Source organism: Rhizobium sp. 2YAF20 (assembly GCF_052114685.1).
In the GTDB taxonomy this organism is placed as follows: domain Bacteria; phylum Pseudomonadota; class Alphaproteobacteria; order Rhizobiales; family Rhizobiaceae; genus Rhizobium.
The window spans coordinates 189863-210229 of the sequence record NZ_JBFRFF010000004.1 but is presented as its reverse complement, the minus strand read 5'-3'; the positions used below and the strand labels follow the sequence as shown (position 1 = coordinate 210229).

The following is a 20367-nucleotide window of genomic DNA, read 5'->3' as shown; positions in this document are numbered from 1 at the left end:
ACGAGGGAAACGCACATGTTTGATTTGACCGGCCGCAAGGCACTGGTAACCGGCGCATCCGGCGGGATAGGCGAAGAGATTGCGCGCCTCCTGCACAAGCAGGGCGCAACCGTCGGCCTGCATGGAACACGCGTCGAAAAGCTGGAGACGCTGGCGGCCGAACTCGGAGACCGGGTAAGACTCTACCCTGCCGACCTTTCGGATCGTGACGCCGTCAAAGCGCTCGGGGCGAAGGCGGAAGCAGAACTCGAGGGTGTCGATATCCTGGTCAACAATGCCGGGATCACCAAGGACGGCCTATTCGTGCGCATGAGCGACGAGGACTGGGACAATGTGATCGAGGTGAACCTCACCTCCGCCTTCCGTCTGACGCGGGAACTGACCCATCCGATGATGCGCCGACGCTTTGGCCGCATCATCAACATTACCTCGGTCGTCGCCGTCACGGGTAATCCCGGCCAGGCGAATTACTGCGCTTCCAAGGCCGGCATGATCGGCTTCACCAAGTCGCTGGCCGCTGAAATTGCAACCCGCAATGTGACGGTGAATTGCGTCGCGCCGGGGTTCATCGAATCCGCCATGACCGGCAAGCTGAACGACAAGCAGAAGGAAGCGATCATGGGCGCGATCCCGATGCGGCGCATGGGCGCAAGCGCCGAGATCGCTGCTGCCGTTGCCTATCTCGCCTCCACTGAGGCCGGTTATGTGACGGGTCAGACCCTGCACGTTAACGGCGGCATGGCCATGATCTAAAAAGTAATTTGCGTTGGGAGGGCCATTTCCCACCAAACGCATGTTGACCAACCCGGTACTGTCAATTTTCTGGCTTTGCGACGGAGTTAAACCGTGTTAAGCGGGCCATGACTGTGAACAGTCGTCCCGAAAATGCAGGCGGGTCGTGTCGTTTTTCTTGAAGCGGCAGAGCCTGTTTGAAGGTCGGGTTGAACGAGTTTGCCAATGGCGCCGATAAAGGGCGCTGCAGGTTTAAAACAGGGTAGGGATGTCAAACGGCATTCTGATCAGGACATAAGGTCGAGGAAACCGACATGAGCGATATCGCAGAACGCGTAAAGAAAATTGTTATTGATCATCTTGGCGTCGACGCCGACAAGGTTGTTGAAGGCGCCAGCTTCATCGACGACCTCGGTGCGGACTCGCTCGACACCGTCGAACTGGTCATGGCCTTCGAAGAAGAATTCGGCGTTGAAATTCCGGACGACGCTGCCGACTCCATCCTCACGGTTGGCGACGCTGTCAAGTTCATCGAAAAAGCCCAGGCGGCCTAATCTTTTCCATTCATAAAGGGGCGGGCTCTTCGAGTCCGCCTTTTTTCGTCCGGCTATTGCCGGATATTTATTTGCTTACGCATGGCATGCATGAAGACGGGGGCTGCGGGCGATGAGACGTGTCGTTATCACCGGTACCGGCATGGTATCACCTTTGGGATGCGGCACCGAGGTGTCGTGGCAGCGGTTGGTTGCAGGACACAACGGCGCCCGCCTGGTAACCGAATTCGAAGTCTCGGATCTTCCTGCCAAGATCGCCTGCCGCATTCCGGTCGGCGACGGCACCGACGGTACGTTCAATCCTGACGACTGGATGGAGCCGAAGGAACAGCGCAAGGTTGATCCCTTCATCCTCTATGGTATGGCAGCCGCCGACATGGCGCTGAACGATGCCGGTTGGCATCCAAAGACCGACGAAGACCAGATCGCCACCGGCGTGATGATCGGCTCCGGCATCGGCGGCCTGGAAGGTATTGTCGAAGCCGGCTATACGCTGCGCGACAAGGGCCCTCGGCGCATTTCGCCCTTTTTCATTCCCGGCCGCCTGATCAACCTGGTCTCCGGCCAGGTGTCGATCCGTCATAAGCTGCGTGGCCCGAACCACGCCGTGGTCACCGCCTGTTCCACGGGCGCCCATGCGATTGGCGATGCCGCCAGGTTCATCGCGTTCGGCGATGCCGACGTCATGGTGGCAGGCGGCGCGGAAGCGCCTGTCTGTCGCATATCGCTGGCGGGCTTTGCCGCCTGCAAGGCGCTATCCACACAACACAATGACGACCCCTCGAAGGCCTCGCGCCCCTACGACCGCGACCGCGACGGCTTCGTCATGGGCGAGGGCGCCGGCGTCGTCGTTCTCGAAGAGCTGGAGCACGCCAAGGCCCGCGGCGCGAAGATCTATGCCGAAGTCGTAGGCTACGGCCTTTCAGGCGACGCCTACCACATCACTGCTCCGTCCGAAGACGGCGACGGCGCCTTCCGCTGCATGACGTCTGCGCTGAAGCGCGCCGGACTGACCGCCGCTGATGTCGACTATATCAATGCCCATGGCACATCGACGATGGCCGATACGATCGAGCTCGGGGCCGTCGAGCGCCTCGTCGGCGATTCTGCGTCGAAGATCTCCATGTCGTCCACCAAGTCGGCCACCGGTCACCTTCTGGGCGCGGCCGGTGCCATCGAGGCGATCTTCGCCGTGCTCGCCATCCGCGACAACGTGGCTCCGCCAACGCTCAATCTCGACCATCCGGAGCGGGAAACGGCAATTGATCTTGTCCCGCACAAGGCACGTAAACGAGAAATAAACGTGGCCCTGTCGAACTCGTTCGGTTTTGGCGGTACCAATGCTTCGCTTGTTCTGCGGCGCTATGAGGCATAACAACAGTTTCTGATCGATCGAAGGCGAGGGGTCGGCTGGACCCAGCACTGTCTTTGGACCTGTTTTCTGCCGCATTGCTTGGCAAGAATCAGGCGATGACAAGATGAAGGGATTGCCGGTGAACGACACGAACCAGAACGGCGACAATCCGGGTGGCCCTGAGGGCCAGCCGGCGCAAAAGGGGCCGATCATTCCAAAATCGGCCAACGAAGCGCTGCGTCCGGAGCGCGTTCCCGAGCCGCCGCGACGCTCTCGCAAGGCTCGTGGACAGATCGTCATTTTCCTCAATTTCCTGATGACGCTTGTCGTATTCGTTTTTGCGCTCGCAATCGCTGGCTTCTACTACGCGGTTTCGGTCTATCAGGCCCCGGGGCCGCTGACCACGAACACCAACTTCATCGTCCGCAGCGGCGCCGGCCCTGCCGAGATTTCAACGCGACTGGAAGCCAGCAACATCATCTCTGATGCACGCATATTCCGCTACCTTTCAACAGCGCATCTCAAAGACGGCGACACGCTGAAGGCAGGCGAATACGAAATCAAGGCCGGCGCTTCGATGAGCGACATCGTGGATCTGATGAAATCAGGAAAATCGATCCTCTATTCGATATCGCTTCCCGAAGGCCTGACCGTTCGACAAATGTTCAACAAGCTGCAGGCCGATCCGGTCCTGGAAGGCGATCTTCCCTCCGCCCTGCCCACCGAGGGCAGCCTCCGGCCAGATACCTACAAGTTCTCCCGCGGCACCAAGCGCTCTGAGATCGTCGAGCAGATGGCCGGCGCCCAGCAGAAACTCGTAAACCAGATCTGGGACAAGCGCGATCCGAGCCTGCCGGTCTCCAGCAAGCAGGATTTCGTAATTCTGGCTTCGATCGTCGAGAAGGAAACCGGGCTATCCGACGAACGCGCCCATGTCGCGTCCGTCTTCCTCAATCGGCTCAACAAGAACATGCGGCTGCAATCGGACCCGACGATCATCTATGGCCTGTTCGGCGGTGATGGAAAGCCTGCGGACCGGCCGATCTTTCAGTCGGACCTGAAGAAAGAAACGCCCTACAACACCTATATCATCAAGGGCCTGCCGCCGACGCCGATCGCCAATCCGGGCAAGGATGCGCTCGAAGCCGTCGCCAATCCCTGGAAGAGCCAGGACCTCTATTTCGTCGCCGATGGTTCCGGCGGCCATGTTTTCGCAGCCACCTTGGAAGAGCACAACGCCAACGTGAAGCGCTGGCGCAAGACACTCGCCGAGAAGGGGCAGGATTCGACCAATCTGGCGGTGGACGGCCAGCCTGAGGAAAACGCACCGACGAGTGGCGCCACGACGACGCCGCAGAAGAAGAAGACAAACTGAACCAGAAGATCGGAGGCTCGCATGGCACTGCAGTCCATGACCGGTTTCGCCCGGCGTGAAGGTACGAGCGGACGGCATCGCTGGGCATGGGAGCTTCGCTCGGTCAACGGCAAGGGGCTCGACCTGCGCCTGAGATTGCCCCCCGGGCTCGAGCGCCTCGAAACCGATATTCGCCGCCTTGCTTCCGACCACTTTTCCCGGGGTAACATCCAGGCAGGCTTGTCGCTCAATATGGGCGAAAATCGGTTTGAAGCCGTGATCAACCAGGATGCCCTTGCCGCAGTGCTTGCGATGCGTGACCAGCTGGCAGGTATTATCGATCCCGCACCGCTGAAGCTCGATACGTTGCTTGCCATTCGCGGCATCGTCGAATTCCGCGAGGCGGAAGATGGCGAGGACGTGATCGCCGCGCGCGACGGTGACATCATGGCGGGCCTCGAAGGCGCGCTTTTCGATCTAAAGACCATGCGTCAACATGAAGGGCGGGCGCTTGGCCACATTCTGCTCGACCAGATCGAAACGATCGACACCCTGACAGCGGTGGTGGAACATGACCCATCCCGCTCGACACAGGAGATAGCCTCGAAGCTTGCGGCGCAAGTGGCGTTGCTGATGGACGGCACGCAGGGCCTCGATCGCGACCGGATTCATGCCGAAGCAGCGATGCTCGCAACCCGCGCCGATCTGCGCGAAGAGGTCGACAGGCTGAAAGCGCATGTCGCTGCGGCCCGGGATCTTTTGGCAAAGGGCGGTCCCGTCGGTCGCAAGCTCGATTTCCTTGCACAGGAATTTAACCGCGAATCAAATACAATCTGCTCGAAGTCGAACGCGGTGGCAATCACGGCCGCCGGCATCGAATTGAAGGTTGTCATCGACCAGTTCCGCGAACAGGTTCAGAACTTGGAGTAAGGCATGAAACCGGCGACTTCCTCCCCCACGCAGATCGCCCGCCGGGGGCTGATGCTCGTTATCTCCTCGCCCTCGGGCGCGGGTAAATCGACCATCGCCCGTACGCTGCTGGACATCGACAAGCAGCTCAGCCTCTCCGTCAGCGTGACCACGCGGCAGCGCCGGCCAAGCGAGATTGCCGACGTCCACTACCACTTCGTTTCGCAGCGCGAATTTGAGCGTCTGCGCGATTCCGATGCACTGCTGGAATGGGCGGAAGTCCACGGCAATTTCTACGGAACTCCGCGTGAGCCGGTCGAGACGGCCATGGCCGAGGGTCGCGACATGTTGTTCGACATCGACTGGCAAGGCGCCCAGCAATTGCAGGAGAAAATGTCGGCCGATGTCGTCTCGGTCTTCATCCTGCCGCCGACCATGACGGAGCTGCAATCCCGGCTGCATCGCCGCGCCGAGGATTCGGAAGCGGTCATCGCCACGCGCCTTGCCAATTCCCGCTCCGAAATCGAACACTGGCGCGAATACGACTACGTGATCGTCAATCAGGACCTGGACGCAGCCTTCGATTCGGTTCAGTCGATCGTCAAGGCAGAACGCCTCCGCCGCGACCGGCGCCACGGAATGTTCGATTTCGTCCGCGGATTGCTGGAAGAGACACCCAAGCTCTAAAGGCAGTTCGCCAATCGGCAGAATTCCTCGACGGAAAGCGTCTCGGCGCGACGGGTCGGATCGATGCCGGCCTTGGCGAGCAGGGCCTCGCCGCCGAGCGACTTGACGCTCTGGCGCAGCATCTTGCGCCGTTGGCCGAACGCGGCTTCGGTGACCCGTTCGAGCCTGGCGACGGTGCAGGGGATCGGCTCCAGCTTCGGCGTGAGATGCACCACGGTCGACGTCACCTTCGGCGGCGGCGTGAAGGCCAGAGGGGAGATGTCGAAGGCCATATAGGTCTCCGTACGCCAGCCGCAGAGCACACCGAGCCGGCCGTAGTGGTTGTCATCTTCCCGAGCAACGATGCGCTGGGCCACTTCCTTCTGGAACATCAGCGTCAGTGATTGCCAGAATGGCGGCCACTGGGGCGGCAACAGCCAATTGATCAGCAACTGGGTGCCGACATTGTAGGGCAGGTTGGCGATGACGCGGGCGGGACCGTCCGTCGCCAGTGTTGCAAAATCGATTTTGAGCGCGTCGCCCTCGATTACCTCGAGACGGCCGGGATAGTGATCGGCAATTTCGCCAAGCGCCGGCAAGCAGCGGGGGTCGCGCTCGATAGCGATGACCTTCTTAGCTCCGAGCGCCAGGATCGCGCGGGTGAGACCGCCTGGGCCTGGGCCGACCTCGATGACGGTGACGCCGTCGAGCGGCCCGGCAGTCCGCGCGACCTTCTGCGTCAGGTTGAGATCGAGGATGAAGTTCTGGCCAAGGGCCTTGCGTGCGTCGAGGCCGAAACGCTCGATGACGTCACGCAGCGGCGGCAGCCCGTCGAGTGCGGCCATCAGCGCCGATTTCCAATGATGCGGCTGATCTCTGCGGCAAGCTTCAAGGAAGCGACGAGGCTTTGCTCCTTGGCGATACCCTTGCCGGCGATACCGAATGCGGTCCCGTGGTCCGGCGAAGTCCGCACGAAAGGAAGGCCCAGCGTCACGTTGACGGAATCGTCGAAGCCGAGCGCCTTGGCCGGGATCAGCGCCTGATCGTGATACATGCACACGGCCACGTCATAGCGCTTTCGGGCGTCGTCGTGGAACATGGTGTCGGCAGGCAGTGGTCCGAAGGCGTCGATGCCCTCCGCGCGCAGCACCTGTATCGCCGGGGCGATGATATCCATGTCTTCCGTACCCATCGCACCGCTTTCACCCGCATGCGGGTTCAGTCCGGCAACTGCCAGCCGCGGTTGCTCGATGCCGAACCGCGCCCGAAGATCGGCTGATGCAATGCGGCAGGTCGCAACGATTAACTCGGTCGTCAACGCCTTCGGAACTTCCTTCAATGGGATATGGATCGTAACCGGGATAGCCCTGAGTTTCGGCCCTGCGAGCATCATGACCGGGAAGACCGGCTTTCCGGTGGCGCGGCTAGCGAGGTCGGCGAGGAATTCGGTATGACCAGGAAAGCCGAAGCCGGCCTCGTAGAGAACCGATTTGGCGATCGGGTTGGTAACGACCCCGAGCACGTCGCCCTTGATGCTCAGCGACACCCCAATCTCGATGGCGGCAATCGTTCCCCTCGCGGTGGCGACATGCGGCTCGCCGGCAACCACGTCGACGCCGGCCGGCACGGCAAGTACCGGCAGCGCAGCGGCAAATACGGCGCAGGCGTTCGATGCGTCGGCTTCGCGAAGCGGTACGTCGAGACCAAGTTGCCGCGCGCGCACGCCAAGGACTTCAGGATCACCGACAAAAAGGAAAGGCGGCAGGCCGAGCTGCCGGCGCTGGAGCCACGCAGCCAGCGTGATGTCTGGACCAATACCCGCAGGATCGCCTTGGGTCAGGGCGAGAGGTCGGGAGAAGAGGGAGGGCATCGCTCTTAAGGATCAGCGGTAGACGATCTGCGCCTTTGAGCGCAGCTCGTCGAGATATTTCTTGTCGTTCGCGCTGACCTCGTCTTCGCCCTTCTTGCCGAGATCTTCCGCACGGAACACAGCTGCGGCCGCGACGTCGTCGCTGACCTGCCGCTGCGAGCAGATGGCAAGATATTCAACGCCCTGGTCCGTTACCTGGGCAGGTGTTGTATTGCCGCTCGCCTTTTCTATGAGAGGCTTCCAGGCTTCCGGAAGATTGGGTGCAAGGACGCGCCCGAGATCACGGACAGAAACGTCGTGCATCGTTGCTGCAAAGACCTTTGCCTGATCGCAGCCGGGGAATTTGGAGCGCGAGGCTTCAGCTTCGGCCTTGCGCTGCCCGGTGATGGCGCCCTTCTTGGCGGCCGGAATGACGAAAATGATCTGCTTGAGGAAGTATTCCGTCGTGACGGGCTTTTGCTTTTCTTCGGTCATGCGCTTGACGAGTTCGTCATTCGACATGCGGTTAGAGGAGCCGAAACGCGCATTGACGACGCGCGGCCAGCTCATCGATACCGCGATATAGCTCTTGAAATGATCAGCTGTGACACCGGTCTTGTCCAGCACCTGGGTAAGCTGGGCGGGCGTCATCTTGTTGCTGCTGGCAAAGCGTCCAAAGGCAGCATCGACCTCCTGTGTCGTCACCGACATCCGCACGCGGCTGATTTCCGCGCGCTTCAAACTCTCATTGATCAGCTGCTCCTTGGCCGTCTTGGCCAGATCACCCTTTTGATGCTGCAATTTCAGGAAGTTGGTGCGCTTGGCGATGTCGCTGCTGGTGATGATGTTGCCATCGACGATCGCCTTCACGCCGCTATCGGCAGGTGCTGCGCTTGATGACTGCGGTCCGACAAAGGTAGCCATCGTCAATGCGATTGCGCCGAGCACGATGGCGCGCATCGGTGTCCTTGTAGAAAACATCAACAACCCCTCCGAAAGGTCTTCTGTCCTGTCTGCGATGCAGGCGATTTTTTGTGCCATACGTCTACAGCAAGCATGTGGAATTGCACAATCCTTGCGGCGAAACAATGACAGTGTTCTGGGAGCTTTTGTGGTTCCGACAGGCGTATGACTACGTCGATCGGGCCGAAATGCCCGATCGTTTCGCAATCTTCGATATCAGAACGTCGTATCAGCCACATTGCCAACGTTGACGTCGCCGAGCGTGCGGAACGTCAGGCGTGCACCAATCGACCAGTCGCTGGCGGTCTGGTTGGCGGTATCGCTCTTTGCAAGCCAGGCGATGCTGAAGACCGTGCATTCGTCCGAATAGGACATGCCGATGCCGCGCCGGGTAATGTTGTTGCTGTTCAGGTCATAGCTGACCGTGCCGAACACAGCCCAATAATCCTTGAAGTTGACCTGCGCGCGGGTCTGGATTTCGTCCTGATTCGTGGTGAAGCCATATTCCGGCTGCGCCTTGATATGGGTGTAGGTCACCGACGTCTGGAAATCCGGGTTCGAATAGCCAAGGGTCGTATCGCCGCGATTGAAATCGAAGTTCTTGTGGTCGAGACGGTAGGACCCCGTCAGCGATATGCCTTGAGGTGTGGTCAGGCTCGCCATCGTGACATAGTCGGAGACGCTGTCCTGGAGGCCCGATTCGGCGCCAGCGTTGACGAGGTCGTCGCTGGCGAACGAGTTCTTGCCGGCCACTTGATATGATTGGCCGAAGATACTCTGGATCTGATAGCCGCTGTCGAAGCTGCCGGTGTACCGCATGCCGACATTGGCGCGTGTGCCGCCTTCCTCGCGGTCGTAGCCGGAGAACTTGTCGCGGCTGAACAGATTGCTCGCATCGAAGACGAAGCTCTGCGCATCCTCATTCGGCAGACGACCGGCAAGCTGTTCGTCGTTCCGCGCGTAGAATTGTGCGATCGGTTCGAAGACATGCGTGCTGTTGCTCGTCGAGACCAGGATCGGATATTTGGCTTCGAACCCTGCCGTCAGCAGTCCGCGCGTGGCGGTGCTGTTGTCGTCGTAATTGCCGTCATACGTGAAGGCCGAACCGAGGGTACTCGGCGAGTCCATGTTGAGACCGAAGGCGTCGCCACGCGCAGCCAGAAGCGGCGTGAAAAGCAGGCCCTGTTCGGTCGCAAAGGTGCGCTGCCATTGGAGTTCGGCGCTGAGGCGGCTCGTGTCGCCTTTGAGCCCGAGGAAACGGTCCTTGCTCGTAAGCGAGCTGAGATCCAGTGCCGAGGCAGTGTTGCGGCTGAGGTTGGTGAAGTTCAAGTTCGCGGATAGCTCGCCGCCGGCGACAGGTTTCGGATCGACATAGTGGTAGTCGATGACGGGATAAACGACTGCCTGCTGTTTTTGCGCTACGCTGTTGTTATCGGCGTTCTGCTCTTGGTAGTAGAAAGCGCGCATATCGAAATAGTTGCGCTCGCCGATACCGGTTAAATAGATGTCGTTGGTGTGGGTGCTCTGGCTGAGACCCTCGAGACTGTAGGTGCGGGCGAAGTTGTTGTCGCTCTGCGCCATCACGTCCCAACCAAAGGACCAGCGTGGATTGATCTGGAAATCGCCCTTCGAGGCGATCATGCCGCGGGTCTTTGCCTCGGCATCACTGGTATTTGCGGTAAACGCATCCGGCTTGTTCTGGTCGATACCGGCGGCACGGATCGTATAGGTACCGTTTTCAAGACGCTGACGGAATTCACCTTCGAGCAGGAAGCCCTGGGTGGTATATCCGGTCGCGCTGACCGTCGCGTCCATGCTCGGCGAGATGACGTAGTAATACGGAACCTTGACGCCGAAACCGAGATTTTGCGACACGCTGAAGCTCGGGAACAGGAAGCCGGATTTCCGCTTCACCGTATTGTCGGGCACGACCATCCAGGGAATATAGGCGATCGGTTGGCCGAAGAGTTCGAACCTTGCATGCTCAAGCCGGACGGTGTGGGTCACGCCGTCCTGCACGACGCGCTGCGCCTTGACCTGCCATAGTGGCGCCTTGCCGACCTGCGTACACGGCAGACAGGCGGTGTAGATGCCCTTGGTGAGGACGATCTGCGTGCCTCCGACGCGCTCGCCCTTCTGGGCGGCCAGGCGGGTATTGTCCGGCATCTCGATGCGCATCGCATTGACGAAGCCATCGGAGAAATTGTCGGTGACATCCATGTTGTCACCATACATGCGGTTGCCGTCGGGGCTGACCAGCTCGATATTGCCGGTCGCCGTCATCCGGCCGGTTTTTTGATTGTATTCAACACGTTGGGCGACAAGTTTGTAGCCACCATAGTTGATCTGCACCGCACCCTTGGCGGTAACGGTCTGCTCGTCCTTATTGTAGATCAGCTCGTTTGACGAAAGGACAAGTTTGGCATCCGCCGGGACCTTGACGTTCATCGATTTCACCTGCGAGCTGTCCTGGCCGAACACGACCGAGGAACTGCCCACGACATACGCACTCAGTGCCGCGCCCGTCAAAAGGGCAGCCATGAGTTTCCCGATAGGTTTGCGGTTCACTACCGCCACTAGCCATCCTCCTGATGAAGCAGGATCGTCGCTCCGATTGCCATGGCGACGATCACTGGGATCCAGGTCGCCACAAAGGGGGGAACCACTCCGCTGCTTCCGAATGCTTTTACAAGCACGGTGACAACATAAAGCACGAAGCCTGAGAGGATTCCACCCAGAATCACGGAACGCGATTGGTTGAATCTACTGAATTTTAGGGACACGGTTGCTGCGATCAGCGTCATTGCTACCAGAAGGAATGGCTGCGACAGCAACGAGTTAAATTGCGTTTCGAGCGCTTTGGTTGAGATGCCGAAAGACTTCGCAATCGATATTCGATTAGAAAGATCATAAAAAGCAATGGTTTCAGGCTGCGTCAGGCGCTGCGCCACGAAATCCTGTTTCAAATTGGTGCGAACCTTGGCCTCGCCTAGATGGGTCGGGATTTCCCCAGGCCGGCGCTCGACAACTGTCTTAAGCAACCAGTAACCATCTTCCAACTTAGCCGACACAGCATCCTGTCGGAGCACGATATCGTTGTGACTGTCGAAGTGGATGAAGACCGGGTTCGTCAGCCTCATTCCGTTCTCGGTAAAGGCCTTTGCGCCGATGATCACGTCGTCCCGGCCGCTGATCTGGCGCAGCCACGGAACGGTCAGCGTGTTGCGATAGGAGGGGTCGCCACGCAGGTCTCCCTCCATCGCTTCCGATTGTCTCTGCCCCCAGGCGGCAACCGGATTGAGTGCCAGCATGGTCAAAAGGCCGATCAGGAGGGCGCCGACGACGAAGGGGGTCATGAACTGCCAGACCGAGATGCCGGCAGCCCGCGCAATGACCAGTTCGTAACGCCTGTTGAGAGCGATGAGAACGGTCATCCCGACAAAGAGGGCGATGAACGGAACCGTCTGCTGGATGATCAGCGGCAGCCGGACGGCTGTCATCAGCAGCCCGATGCTCACGCTATATCCTGGAAGACCGGCGAGTCGACCGGCCGTTTCGCTGAAATCGACGAGGAAGACGATCGAAATTACCCCCAGGAAGAACCAGAAGGTCGTGACCATGTAGCGCACGAAGAAGTAGCGACCAAGCGTGCCGAAAATCATGCGCCGCCTCCGGTCGAACTGCCGCGGGCGACGAAGAATTCCTGGAGCTTGATGAGAATCCTGCTGACCCGCATGCGAACCGTCATCGGCATGGCGCGCTTCTTGGTGCGAACGAGCAGGATCACCGTCACGATCACGGCGCCGATATTGAGCGCGTAGAGCCAACCGATGTAGGTCGCGGAATTCTCGATCTGGTTGGCGACATAGAAATCCGCCCACCGTAGCGCAAAGGCGATCGTCAGCGCCGAAACCATCGGATGAAGGCGGGCTTCGCGGTGCGAGCGCGCATCGCCGGCGATCACCAGCGAGATGAGCGCGAAAATGGCCGGAAGCGCCCATTCGGTCAGGCGGCGATTCAGTTCCGCCCTGTAGCTGCCGGGCTTTGCCTTGACGTCCGCGTCGCTCGGGTCAGGGTTGAGCAGGAAGCCGAGACCCCGGTCGCCTGACCTCAGCGTCGCCTGTCCGCGGCTCTGCGTCAGGTCGGAAAGATCGAAGGAATAGGAATCGAACTTGATCACCGAGACGTTGCCGTCAACCGTCTTGCGGTGAACCTCGCCGTCGCGCATCAGCAGCGACGTGCCGCTCGGGTCCACGGCTCCTTCCTTTGCATAGTAAAGGAGATCGAATGCCGGATCGCGCGAATCGGCGACGAAGAGGCCCTTCAGGATCCGCCCCGATAGCCGCTGTGATATCTGCACATAGAGGCCGTCCTCGATGCGCCGGAAGTTCTTTTCCTCGATGACGGTAGAGAGCAGGTCGGCATAGGCCTCGGCCACCATCTGGCGGGCAACGACACGCGCCTTCGGCTCGACCATGTTGTCGACCACGAAGGAGAAAAGGCTGATGCCGATCGCAAGCAGCATGATCGGCCGGAAAATGACGCTCCGATTGGCGCCGGCCGCTTCCATGACGGTCAGTTCCGAATCGTTGTTCATCGCCGTCAGCGTCTGGGTGATGCCGATGACGAGGGCAAACGGCAGGACGATGGGAATGATGGTCGGTAGGATAAGGGTCGCGAGCTTTGCGAAGGAACCGATCGACTGGCCGCTATCCGTCACGAGATTGATTCGCTGCAGCACCTGGGTGGTCCAGATGATCGCAAGCACCGGCAACAGCGCCACCAGAAACATCAGGCCGACACGCCGAACTATATATGTCTCGAGTAACTTCATGCCGGCCCTTGAATGCGACGCCTTGCTGCAGCGCGAAGCGGCAGCGAGGTTTCATCTCCTCTACGCTCTTTGTTATTTTTTTGCGACAACCGGTTTGAGAAAATTTCGTTAATCTTTGTAAATTTTTACACCGTGTGCTGTTTGAGATAGCGCGAATAGTCCGGCGAATACGACAGGCGATGAAAGCCAGCCGAGGACGGCGTCAGAGAGATAGTGCGCGCCGAACGCGACCCTCAAGGCCGGCATCAGGATGGAAGCCGCGGCAATCGGCAGGGCGAGCGCCGCGCGCGCCGGCTGCGGGATGATGAAGATCAGGCACAACAGCCACCCGGCCGATGCGGCCTCACCCGAAATGAAGGAACAGTTGGAGACGCATTTTCCGGCAAACGATCCCGCCTGCACGAAATCGAGCGTCCCCCCGAACAGATCGGTCTGGCGTGGCCGAGGGCGGCCGGAAAATGCTTTCAGCCAAACATTGACGAGGATGATCGGTCCGATGATCAACGCGCCCAGGGTGATCTTCAGATTCCGGACCTTAATGACGTCGCAGGTCGAACCGTGCTGGCGAAGGCACTTGAAGAGCACCCAGCAGAGTATCCCGGCCGCAATATAGGGAAGCGCAAACAGGATTTGTCGCAGAAAGTTGAAGATCGGACTATCGTTATAGGGGAAATATCCGCAAATCTTCGACGTTGCCGCAGCGGTCGAACATTGCTGCTGTTGAAAGAACATGTGGGCAAGGGCGAGATCGATCCCTGGAAAAGCGCTGAAGACTATGAGGAGCGTCCACCAGAAGCAAAAAAGGACTACGAACGCATCGCCTGCGCTGCGCCATCTAAACATGCCGGGGCTGTCGGCGCCGCTAAGATTGATGATCAAAACAAGGCCCCATATAAAATCTATGCCAAATATAAGAAACGACGCAATCTAACGTAGCAATCTAAGATGACGGGGATTTGAACAAGTCAACGCCTTTGTTGGCTGTATCGCTCGCCGCAAGCTTGTATTCGTTTTCGAAACCCTGAATGATCGCAGCACCAAGATATTGTGCATATGCGCATTTACCGGAGCAGACATGTCATTGAAATTCGAGATTTCCTTTGCCAAATCGGCGCGGCTCAACGGCGGCCTCGCCATCCTCCTCAAAGATATTGATACTGAACTGCCGGCAGGCGCTACGATCGTCGATCCGGCAAACGTCTTTGCCAAGGCGGCGCGGGTGGCGCGCTATACGGGCAAGGGGCTCAATTCGCTGGATATTGTCGCGCCCGAGGGCTCGCCGGCGGATCGGATCGTGATCATCGGCACCGGCAGATATCAGGAGCTGTCCGCTCACGACTGGCTGAAGCTCGGCGGCAGCGCTGCGGCGCGCGTCAAGCATGTCGACAAAGTTGCAGTCTTTCTGGACGTTCCGGGCGGTGAGGCCAGCGGCAAGGCCGCCGCTGATTTTGCGCTCGGCATGCTGATGCGGGCCTATAGCTTCGATACCTACAAGACCAAGAAAAACGACGACGACGATAAGGTGAACGGCCAGAAGCCAATCAAGGTCACAGTCGTGACGGAAAATGCCGCTGCGGCAAAAAAACTTTTCGCTGATTCCGAGGCGATTGCCGCCGGCGTCAACATTGCCCGCGACCTTGTCAACGAGCCGCCGAACGTGCTTGGCCCTGTCGAATTTGCAGCAAAGGCCAAGGAGCTCGAAAAACTCGGCGTCGAAGTTGAAATCCTCACCGAGAAGGAAATGCGCAAGCTCGGAATGGGCGCGCTGCTTGGCGTTTCGCAGGGCTCCGCGCGTCCGCCCCGCCTGGCTGTCATGCAGTGGAAGGGCGGCAAGTCCAAGGACAAGCCGGTTGCCTTCGTCGGCAAGGGCGTCGTCTTCGATAGCGGCGGCATTTCCATCAAGCCCGGCGCCGGCATGGAAGACATGAAGGGCGACATGGGCGGCGCCGCCGCCGTCACCGGCCTGATGCACACGCTTGCAAGCCGCGGCGCCAAGGTCAACGTGGTCGGCGTCATCGGCCTCGTCGAAAACATGCCTGACGGCAATGCGCAGCGTCCCGGCGACATCGTCACCTCGATGTCCGGCCAGACGATCGAAATCATCAACACCGACGCCGAAGGCCGGCTGGTGCTCGGCGACGCGCTTTGGTACACCAACGACCGTTTCAAGCCACAGTTCATGATCAATCTGGCAACGCTGACCGGCGCGATCGTCGTCGCCCTTGGTGGCCTGCATGCCGGCCTGTTCTCGAATGACGACAAGCTGGCCGAGCAACTGACCGCTGCTGGCCTTGCGACCAACGAACGCCTCTGGCGCATGCCGCTCGGCAAGGACTACGACAAACTGATCGACAGCAAGTTTGCCGATATGAAGAACACCGGTGGTCGCAATGCCGGATCGATCACCGCTGCGCAGTTTCTAAAGAGGTTCGTCCAAGAGACGCCTTGGGCGCATCTCGATGTCGCCGGTACCGCGATGGGTTCGACGCAGGACGAGATCAATCAATCCTGGGGGTCGGGCTTTGGCGTGCGCCTGCTCGACGAACTGGTCCGGGCGAATTACGAGCAGTGATCGACATGCGGGTATCGGCGTGACCGAGGTTCTCTTCTATCACTTGACGGAATCAAAGCTGGAAGACGCGCTGCCGCCGCTCATCGACAAGAGCGTCGAACGCGGCTGGCGCGTCGCGGTCAAGGCGCGCGATGCGGCAAGGCGTGACATGCTCGACGCGCATCTCTGGACGTTTCGCGAGGACAGCTTCTTGCCGCATGGCACCGACGAAGGCGACCAGCCGGACCGCCAGCCGGTCCTGCTGACAACGTCGGACGAGAACCTCAACAACGCCACGGTGCGCTTTTTCGTCGATGGCGCCGAAGCCGCCTCGATCGATACCTACGACCGCATCGTCTTCATGTTCGACGGCTACGACCAGGAACAGCTGGAAGCCGCCCGCGCCCAGTGGAAAAAGCTGAAGGGCGAGGGCCATGCGCTCACCTACTGGCAGCAGACCCAGGAAGGGCGTTGGGAGAAGAAGGCGTAGTCGCCTGGCTTTGAACCCCGACCAGAAAGCAGTAGGCCCGGTGATAGAGCCGGGCCTTTCATCTATCGAAATGTCCGCATTCTCTCAGTCGTGAAACGCTTCAACAAACTTGCGCCTGCCGAGCATGAAGGCGTCGGCGACGTGGCGGAGCGGAGCGAGGTCGACATCCGAGGTGCTTGCCTTGACGAGCTCGGCGAAGCGGCGGTAGAGCGACGGATATTCCTGTTCCGGCTCGGAAGACTTGAGCTCACCGTTGATCAGAAGCTTTGCGCCCCCATCGGCAAGAACCATCTGGCCGGCATCGGTTTCGGCAAGGATATCCCAGCTCTGCTTGCCGGTCTGGCGCCAGTCGAATTCGGCGTGAACCGGCAGGTTGTCGGCGTTCTTGAAATGCAAGTCGGCTGCGATCGGCGCATCGCGATTTTCGGGGAATTCCAGCGTTGCGCCGGTGAGGAATATCGCTTTCGGCAGGATGTGGGTGACGATCGAGAGTGCGTTGATACCCGGATCGAACACGCCCAGACCGCCCGCCTGCCAGATCCATTCCTGGTTCGGATGCCAGTGGCGAACGTCTTCCTTCCAGATGACGTGGACGCTGTTGATCCTGGTCGCTGCTAGAAAGGACCTGGCCGTTTCGACGGCCGGCGCATAACGAGAATGCCAGCTGGCAAACAGCGATACGCGCTTTGATTTCGCAAGGCTTTCGAGGTCGGCAACTTCGCTCAGCGTCGCCCCTGGCGGCTTTTCGAGAAAGACGTGCTTGCCGGCGGAAAGCGCCTTGTGCGCCGCCTCATAGCGATATTGCGGCGGCATGCAGAGCGATACGGCATCGATCGCCGGAACTGCAGCCAGCATATCCTCGATGGCGGTGAAGCTCTCAACGCCGTCGACGGTGCCGTGACGGCTTGCCGTGGCAATGAGCTTGAAATCCGGATTGGCTGATATCGAAGGCAGGTGCTGGTCGCGAACGATCTTACCGACGCCGACGATGGCGAGATTGATAGGGGACATGGTGCTTCGCTCGATTGTTATAGTATGATTTATGGGCGCTGTTTTAGCAGAAAGCAGCCGGGGGACAAGGCTGGCTTTGAGCTACGGACCGGCGCCGCGAAGAGAGCTGCCCAGAATTCGCCATCACCTCAGCGCGCTTCGTGGATATCCGCCATGGCCACGACGTTGCTCGGGGCCTGGCCGCGTTGGTATTGGAGGTTGACGACCTTGTAGCCTTCGCTTTCGAGGCGTGTCAGTAGGGTCGGCAGCATCGCGGCGGTGCGCTGGTGAATGTCGTGCATCAGGATGATGCCGCGGCCACGGGCGCGCAGCTCGTCCAGCGTCCGCCGCATGACGGCAGCCGGTTTGACGCTGAAATAGTCCTTGCTGTCGACATCCACGTCCATAATGACCATGTCGCGCATCGATACGGCCGCTCTCAGACGCTTCGAATCGGCAAGGTAGGGGAAGCGGAAGAACGAGACGTCGGTGCCGACGGCCTTCGAGACGGCGGTTCGGCCATGCTCGATCTCGGCCACGGCGGCATCGAAGTTCATTTTGTCGAGGTCGGAATGGCGATAGGTGTGGCTACCGATGGCATCGCCGGCGGCGAGCACGCGCTTGGCGACTTCAGGATGGGCGGCCGCCATCTCTCCGACCATCATGAAAGCCGCCTTGACGCCGAACTGGTCGAGTGTGGCAAGGATTCGGTCGGTCTTTCCGGGCATCGGACCGTCGTCGAAGGTGAGGATGACTTCCTTGTCCTCGAGCTGAATATCGCGCAGCGATGACACGATCATGGTGCGTCCCGCCAGATGATGCGTCCACGGGATCGAATGGGTTGCGGTCAAGTCGAGGCCGTCAGCGTCGCTGGACTTCCATCGATCAGGCTGCATGGCGACTGGATCATGGGCGCCAAGGGGCTTTTGTGGCGCAGCGCTCGGCCCATAGGCGGTCTTCAGGGAAGTCTCGCCCGTTGGCTTGGTAGCGCAGCCGGCGAGCGAAAGTGTAAGTGCAAGGCCTGCCAGCAAAAGGCGAGAGAACATCGGGAGCGCTCATGTCATTGATTCTTGAGCGCATATTTCCCGATTATGGTTAATGATCAGTTTAGAGTAGGCTAAAATTCATCCCGCCATGGCGCTTTCGTATTCGTCAGCAAGCTCCATCCAGTGTGCTTCGGCTTTGGCAAGTTTTGCGATGACGTCAGCGCGTTCCTTGACTTTGGCGGCTGCCTTGTCAGGGAATTTGTCGTAGATTTCCTGGTCTTCAAGCTCTTTGTCGAGGTGCTGAATCTGTTTCTGCAGCTTCTGCGTCAACGACTCGATTTCGTTGATCTTTTTCTTCAGCGGCGCAAAGGCGGCGCGCTTGTCGGCATTGGCCTTGCGTTGCTCGGCCTTGCTGCGATTGTCTTCTCCGCCGTTGCCTTTGCCCTTGCCGCCTTTGCCGCGTGCGCCTGCGACGATGACGTTGCGGTAGTCCTCAAGGTCGCCGTCATAGTTCGAGACAGTACCGTCCTTGACCAGCCAAAGGCGGTCGGCCGTCGCTTCGATCAAATGGCGATCATGCGATATCAGGATGACGGCGCCGGAATATTCGTTGAGTGCCTGGATCAGCGCATTGCGGCTGTCGATGTCGAGATGGTTCGTCGGTTCGTCGAGGATGAGCAGGTTAGGCGCATCGAAGGCCGCAAGCCCCATGAGCAGACGCGCCTTTTCGCCACCCGACAGGTCCTTGGCGGCTGTTTCCATCTTCGCGGTCGCAAGACCCATCTGCGCCACGCGGGCCCGTACCTTGCCTTCGGTCGCACCCGGCATCCGGCGGCGCACATGTTCTACGGCCGTGTGTTCCGGAATGAGGTCGTCGAGCTGGTGTTGCGCGAAGAAGCCGATCTTCAGGCCGGGGGCGACCTTGACCGAACCCGGTGAGCCATCGAGCCTGCCGGAGATGAACTTGGCGAATGTCGATTTACCGTTGCCGTTCGAGCCGAGCAGCGCGATCCGGTCGTCGGTGTCGATCCGTAACGTCAAGTGCTGAAGAATGGGATGGCCCGGTGTATAGCCGACTGAGCCATGCTCAATCGCAATGATCGGCGAGGCTGCTTCCTTCTCGGGATCCGGGAACTTGAAGCCTTGGACGTGGTCTTCGATGACGGAGGAGACAGTGCCCATGCGCTCCAGCGCCTTGACGCGCGATTGGGCCTGCCGCGCCTTCGAGGCCTTGGCCTTGAAGCGGTCAATGAAGGCCTGGAGATGCTTGCGGGCCGCGTCGTTCTTGGCCTTCGCTTTTGTCTGAAGCTCGTTCGCCTCGGAACGCTGCCGTTCGAACTGGTCGTAGGAGCCGCGATAGAAGGTCAGCTTCTGCTGGTCGAGATGGATGATGGCGTTGACGGCCGTGTTCAGAAGATCGCGGTCATGGCTGATGATGATGACCGTATGCGGATAGCGGCCGATATAGTCTTCCAGCCACAGCGTGCCTTCAAGGTCGAGATAGTTGGTCGGCTCGTCGAGCAGCAAAAGGTCCGGCTCGGAAAACAGCACGGCCGCGAGTGCCACGCGCATGCGCCAGCCGCCGGAGAAGCTCGAGGCAGGGCGCAGTTGCGCTTCCGCATCGAAGCCGAGGCCGGCAAGGATGCTCGCCGCCCGCGATTCAGCCGAGTGGGCGTCGATATCGGCAAGGCGCATGTGAATATCGGCGATGCGGTGAGGGTCGGTTGCGGTTTCGGCTTCGGCCAGAAGCGCCTCGCGCTCCTTGTCGGCCTTGAGAACGATCTCGATCAGCGGCTCCTCGGTGCCCGGTGCTTCCTGCGCCACCTGGCCGATGCGGGCATTCTTGGGAATGGAGACCGTGCCGGTCTCGCTTTCCATGTCGCCGGTGATGATGCGGAAAAGCGTCGATTTGCCGGCGCCGTTCTTGCCGACGAAGCCTGCCTTCGTTCCTGCCGGAAGCGCCACGTTCGCCTGGTCGATGAGAAGTCGCCCGGCAATGCGGGCCGAAATATTGTTCAGCGTGATCATGGCGCGGTTTTGGCCGAACTCGACACGGAAGGCAAGTGTGATGCAGCAACACAGTCGATCTTTGCTGCGATGCACTCAAAGGCGGACGTCTGCAGCTTTGATCGGAT

General features: G+C 59.8%; 18 protein-coding genes. 8 read left to right on the top strand and 10 right to left on the bottom strand.

Translation table 11 applies throughout. The annotated features are described in order from the left end of the window. Positions 1-15 precede the first annotated feature (15 nt). The 6 genes from fabG to gmk all read left to right on the top strand — a co-directional run bounded on the left by fabG (position 16) and on the right by gmk (position 5590). Positions 16-753 carry a 3-oxoacyl-[acyl-carrier-protein] reductase gene (gene fabG, locus AB4Z52_RS08625; protein ID WP_442217501.1) on the top strand — a complete coding sequence of 246 codons (738 nt, stop codon included), beginning with the start codon at positions 16-18 and terminating at the stop codon, positions 751-753. A gap of 293 nt (positions 754-1046) precedes the next feature. Continuing rightward, a complete protein-coding gene (locus AB4Z52_RS08620) occupies positions 1047-1286 on the top strand; it encodes an acyl carrier protein (RefSeq protein WP_442217500.1) in 240 nt (79 codons plus the stop codon). A 112-nt stretch (positions 1287-1398) separates the two neighbouring features. Beyond that, positions 1399-2661 carry a beta-ketoacyl-ACP synthase II gene (gene fabF, locus AB4Z52_RS08615; protein WP_442217499.1) on the top strand — a complete coding sequence of 421 codons (1263 nt, stop codon included), beginning with the start codon at positions 1399-1401 and terminating at the stop codon, positions 2659-2661. A gap of 103 nt (positions 2662-2764) precedes the next feature. After that, complete coding sequence (gene mltG / locus AB4Z52_RS08610) at positions 2765-4015, top strand: endolytic transglycosylase MltG (RefSeq protein WP_442217498.1); 1251 nt, start codon at positions 2765-2767, stop codon at positions 4013-4015. 21 nt (positions 4016-4036) lie between these two features. Continuing rightward, the gene (locus AB4Z52_RS08605) at positions 4037-4924 is read left to right on the top strand and encodes a YicC/YloC family endoribonuclease (protein ID WP_442217497.1); all 888 of its coding nucleotides are present in this window, start codon (positions 4037-4039) and stop codon (positions 4922-4924) included. Positions 4925-4927: 3 nt separating this feature from the next. Next, complete coding sequence (gmk, locus tag AB4Z52_RS08600; RefSeq protein WP_442217496.1) at positions 4928-5590, top strand: guanylate kinase; 663 nt, start codon at positions 4928-4930, stop codon at positions 5588-5590. Here gmk and rsmA read toward each other — a convergent pair. From rsmA to AB4Z52_RS08565, 7 genes are all read right to left on the bottom strand, one after another. Next, positions 5587-6414, bottom strand: a complete 828-nt coding sequence (rsmA, locus tag AB4Z52_RS08595; protein ID WP_442217495.1) for a 16S rRNA (adenine(1518)-N(6)/adenine(1519)-N(6))-dimethyltransferase RsmA — start codon at positions 6412-6414, stop codon at positions 5587-5589. The genes gmk and rsmA overlap by 4 nt on opposite strands. Beyond that, entirely contained in the window at positions 6414-7439 is a 1026-nt protein-coding gene (gene pdxA, locus AB4Z52_RS08590) for a 4-hydroxythreonine-4-phosphate dehydrogenase PdxA (protein ID WP_442217494.1), read from the bottom strand. The genes rsmA and pdxA overlap by 1 nt, the downstream gene beginning before the upstream one ends. A gap of 12 nt (positions 7440-7451) precedes the next feature. Next, the gene (locus AB4Z52_RS08585) at positions 7452-8399 is read right to left on the bottom strand and encodes a SurA N-terminal domain-containing protein (protein WP_442217493.1); all 948 of its coding nucleotides are present in this window, start codon (positions 8397-8399) and stop codon (positions 7452-7454) included. A gap of 198 nt (positions 8400-8597) precedes the next feature. Next, the gene (locus tag AB4Z52_RS08580; RefSeq protein ID WP_442217492.1) at positions 8598-10958 is read right to left on the bottom strand and encodes an LPS-assembly protein LptD; all 2361 of its coding nucleotides are present in this window, start codon (positions 10956-10958) and stop codon (positions 8598-8600) included. Further along, positions 10958-12043: an LPS export ABC transporter permease LptG gene (lptG, locus tag AB4Z52_RS08575; protein WP_442217491.1), complete on the bottom strand. Its 1086-nt coding sequence runs from the start codon at positions 12041-12043 to the stop codon at positions 10958-10960. Before lptG ends, AB4Z52_RS08580 begins: the two co-directional genes overlap by 1 nt. Continuing rightward, entirely contained in the window at positions 12040-13215 is a 1176-nt protein-coding gene (locus AB4Z52_RS08570; protein WP_442217490.1) for an LptF/LptG family permease, read from the bottom strand. The genes lptG and AB4Z52_RS08570 overlap by 4 nt, the downstream gene beginning before the upstream one ends. Before the next feature lie 108 nt (positions 13216-13323). Then, complete coding sequence (locus tag AB4Z52_RS08565; RefSeq protein WP_442217489.1) at positions 13324-14094, bottom strand: phosphatase PAP2 family protein; 771 nt, start codon at positions 14092-14094, stop codon at positions 13324-13326. Between the two features lie 196 nt (positions 14095-14290). On the opposite strand from AB4Z52_RS08565, the gene AB4Z52_RS08560 reads away from it, so the two are divergent. Both AB4Z52_RS08560 and AB4Z52_RS08555 read left to right on the top strand, forming a co-directional pair. Further along, positions 14291-15787, top strand: coding sequence for a leucyl aminopeptidase (locus AB4Z52_RS08560; protein ID WP_442217488.1), 1497 nt, complete (start codon positions 14291-14293; stop codon positions 15785-15787). 19 nt (positions 15788-15806) lie between these two features. Next, positions 15807-16256, top strand: coding sequence for a DNA polymerase III subunit chi (locus AB4Z52_RS08555; RefSeq protein WP_442217487.1), 450 nt, complete (start codon positions 15807-15809; stop codon positions 16254-16256). 84 nt (positions 16257-16340) lie between these two features. Here AB4Z52_RS08555 and AB4Z52_RS08550 read toward each other — a convergent pair whose 3' ends face one another. From AB4Z52_RS08550 to AB4Z52_RS08540, 3 genes are all read right to left on the bottom strand, one after another. Continuing rightward, the gene (locus AB4Z52_RS08550; RefSeq protein ID WP_442217486.1) at positions 16341-17267 is read right to left on the bottom strand and encodes a Gfo/Idh/MocA family protein; all 927 of its coding nucleotides are present in this window, start codon (positions 17265-17267) and stop codon (positions 16341-16343) included. 128 nt (positions 17268-17395) lie between these two features. Next, positions 17396-18292 (bottom strand): polysaccharide deacetylase family protein, encoded by an 897-nt coding sequence (locus AB4Z52_RS08545; RefSeq protein ID WP_442217485.1) that lies wholly within the window; start codon positions 18290-18292, stop codon positions 17396-17398. A gap of 78 nt (positions 18293-18370) precedes the next feature. Then, the gene (locus AB4Z52_RS08540) at positions 18371-20260 is read right to left on the bottom strand and encodes an ABC-F family ATP-binding cassette domain-containing protein (RefSeq protein WP_442217484.1); all 1890 of its coding nucleotides are present in this window, start codon (positions 20258-20260) and stop codon (positions 18371-18373) included. Positions 20261-20367 lie beyond the last annotated feature (107 nt).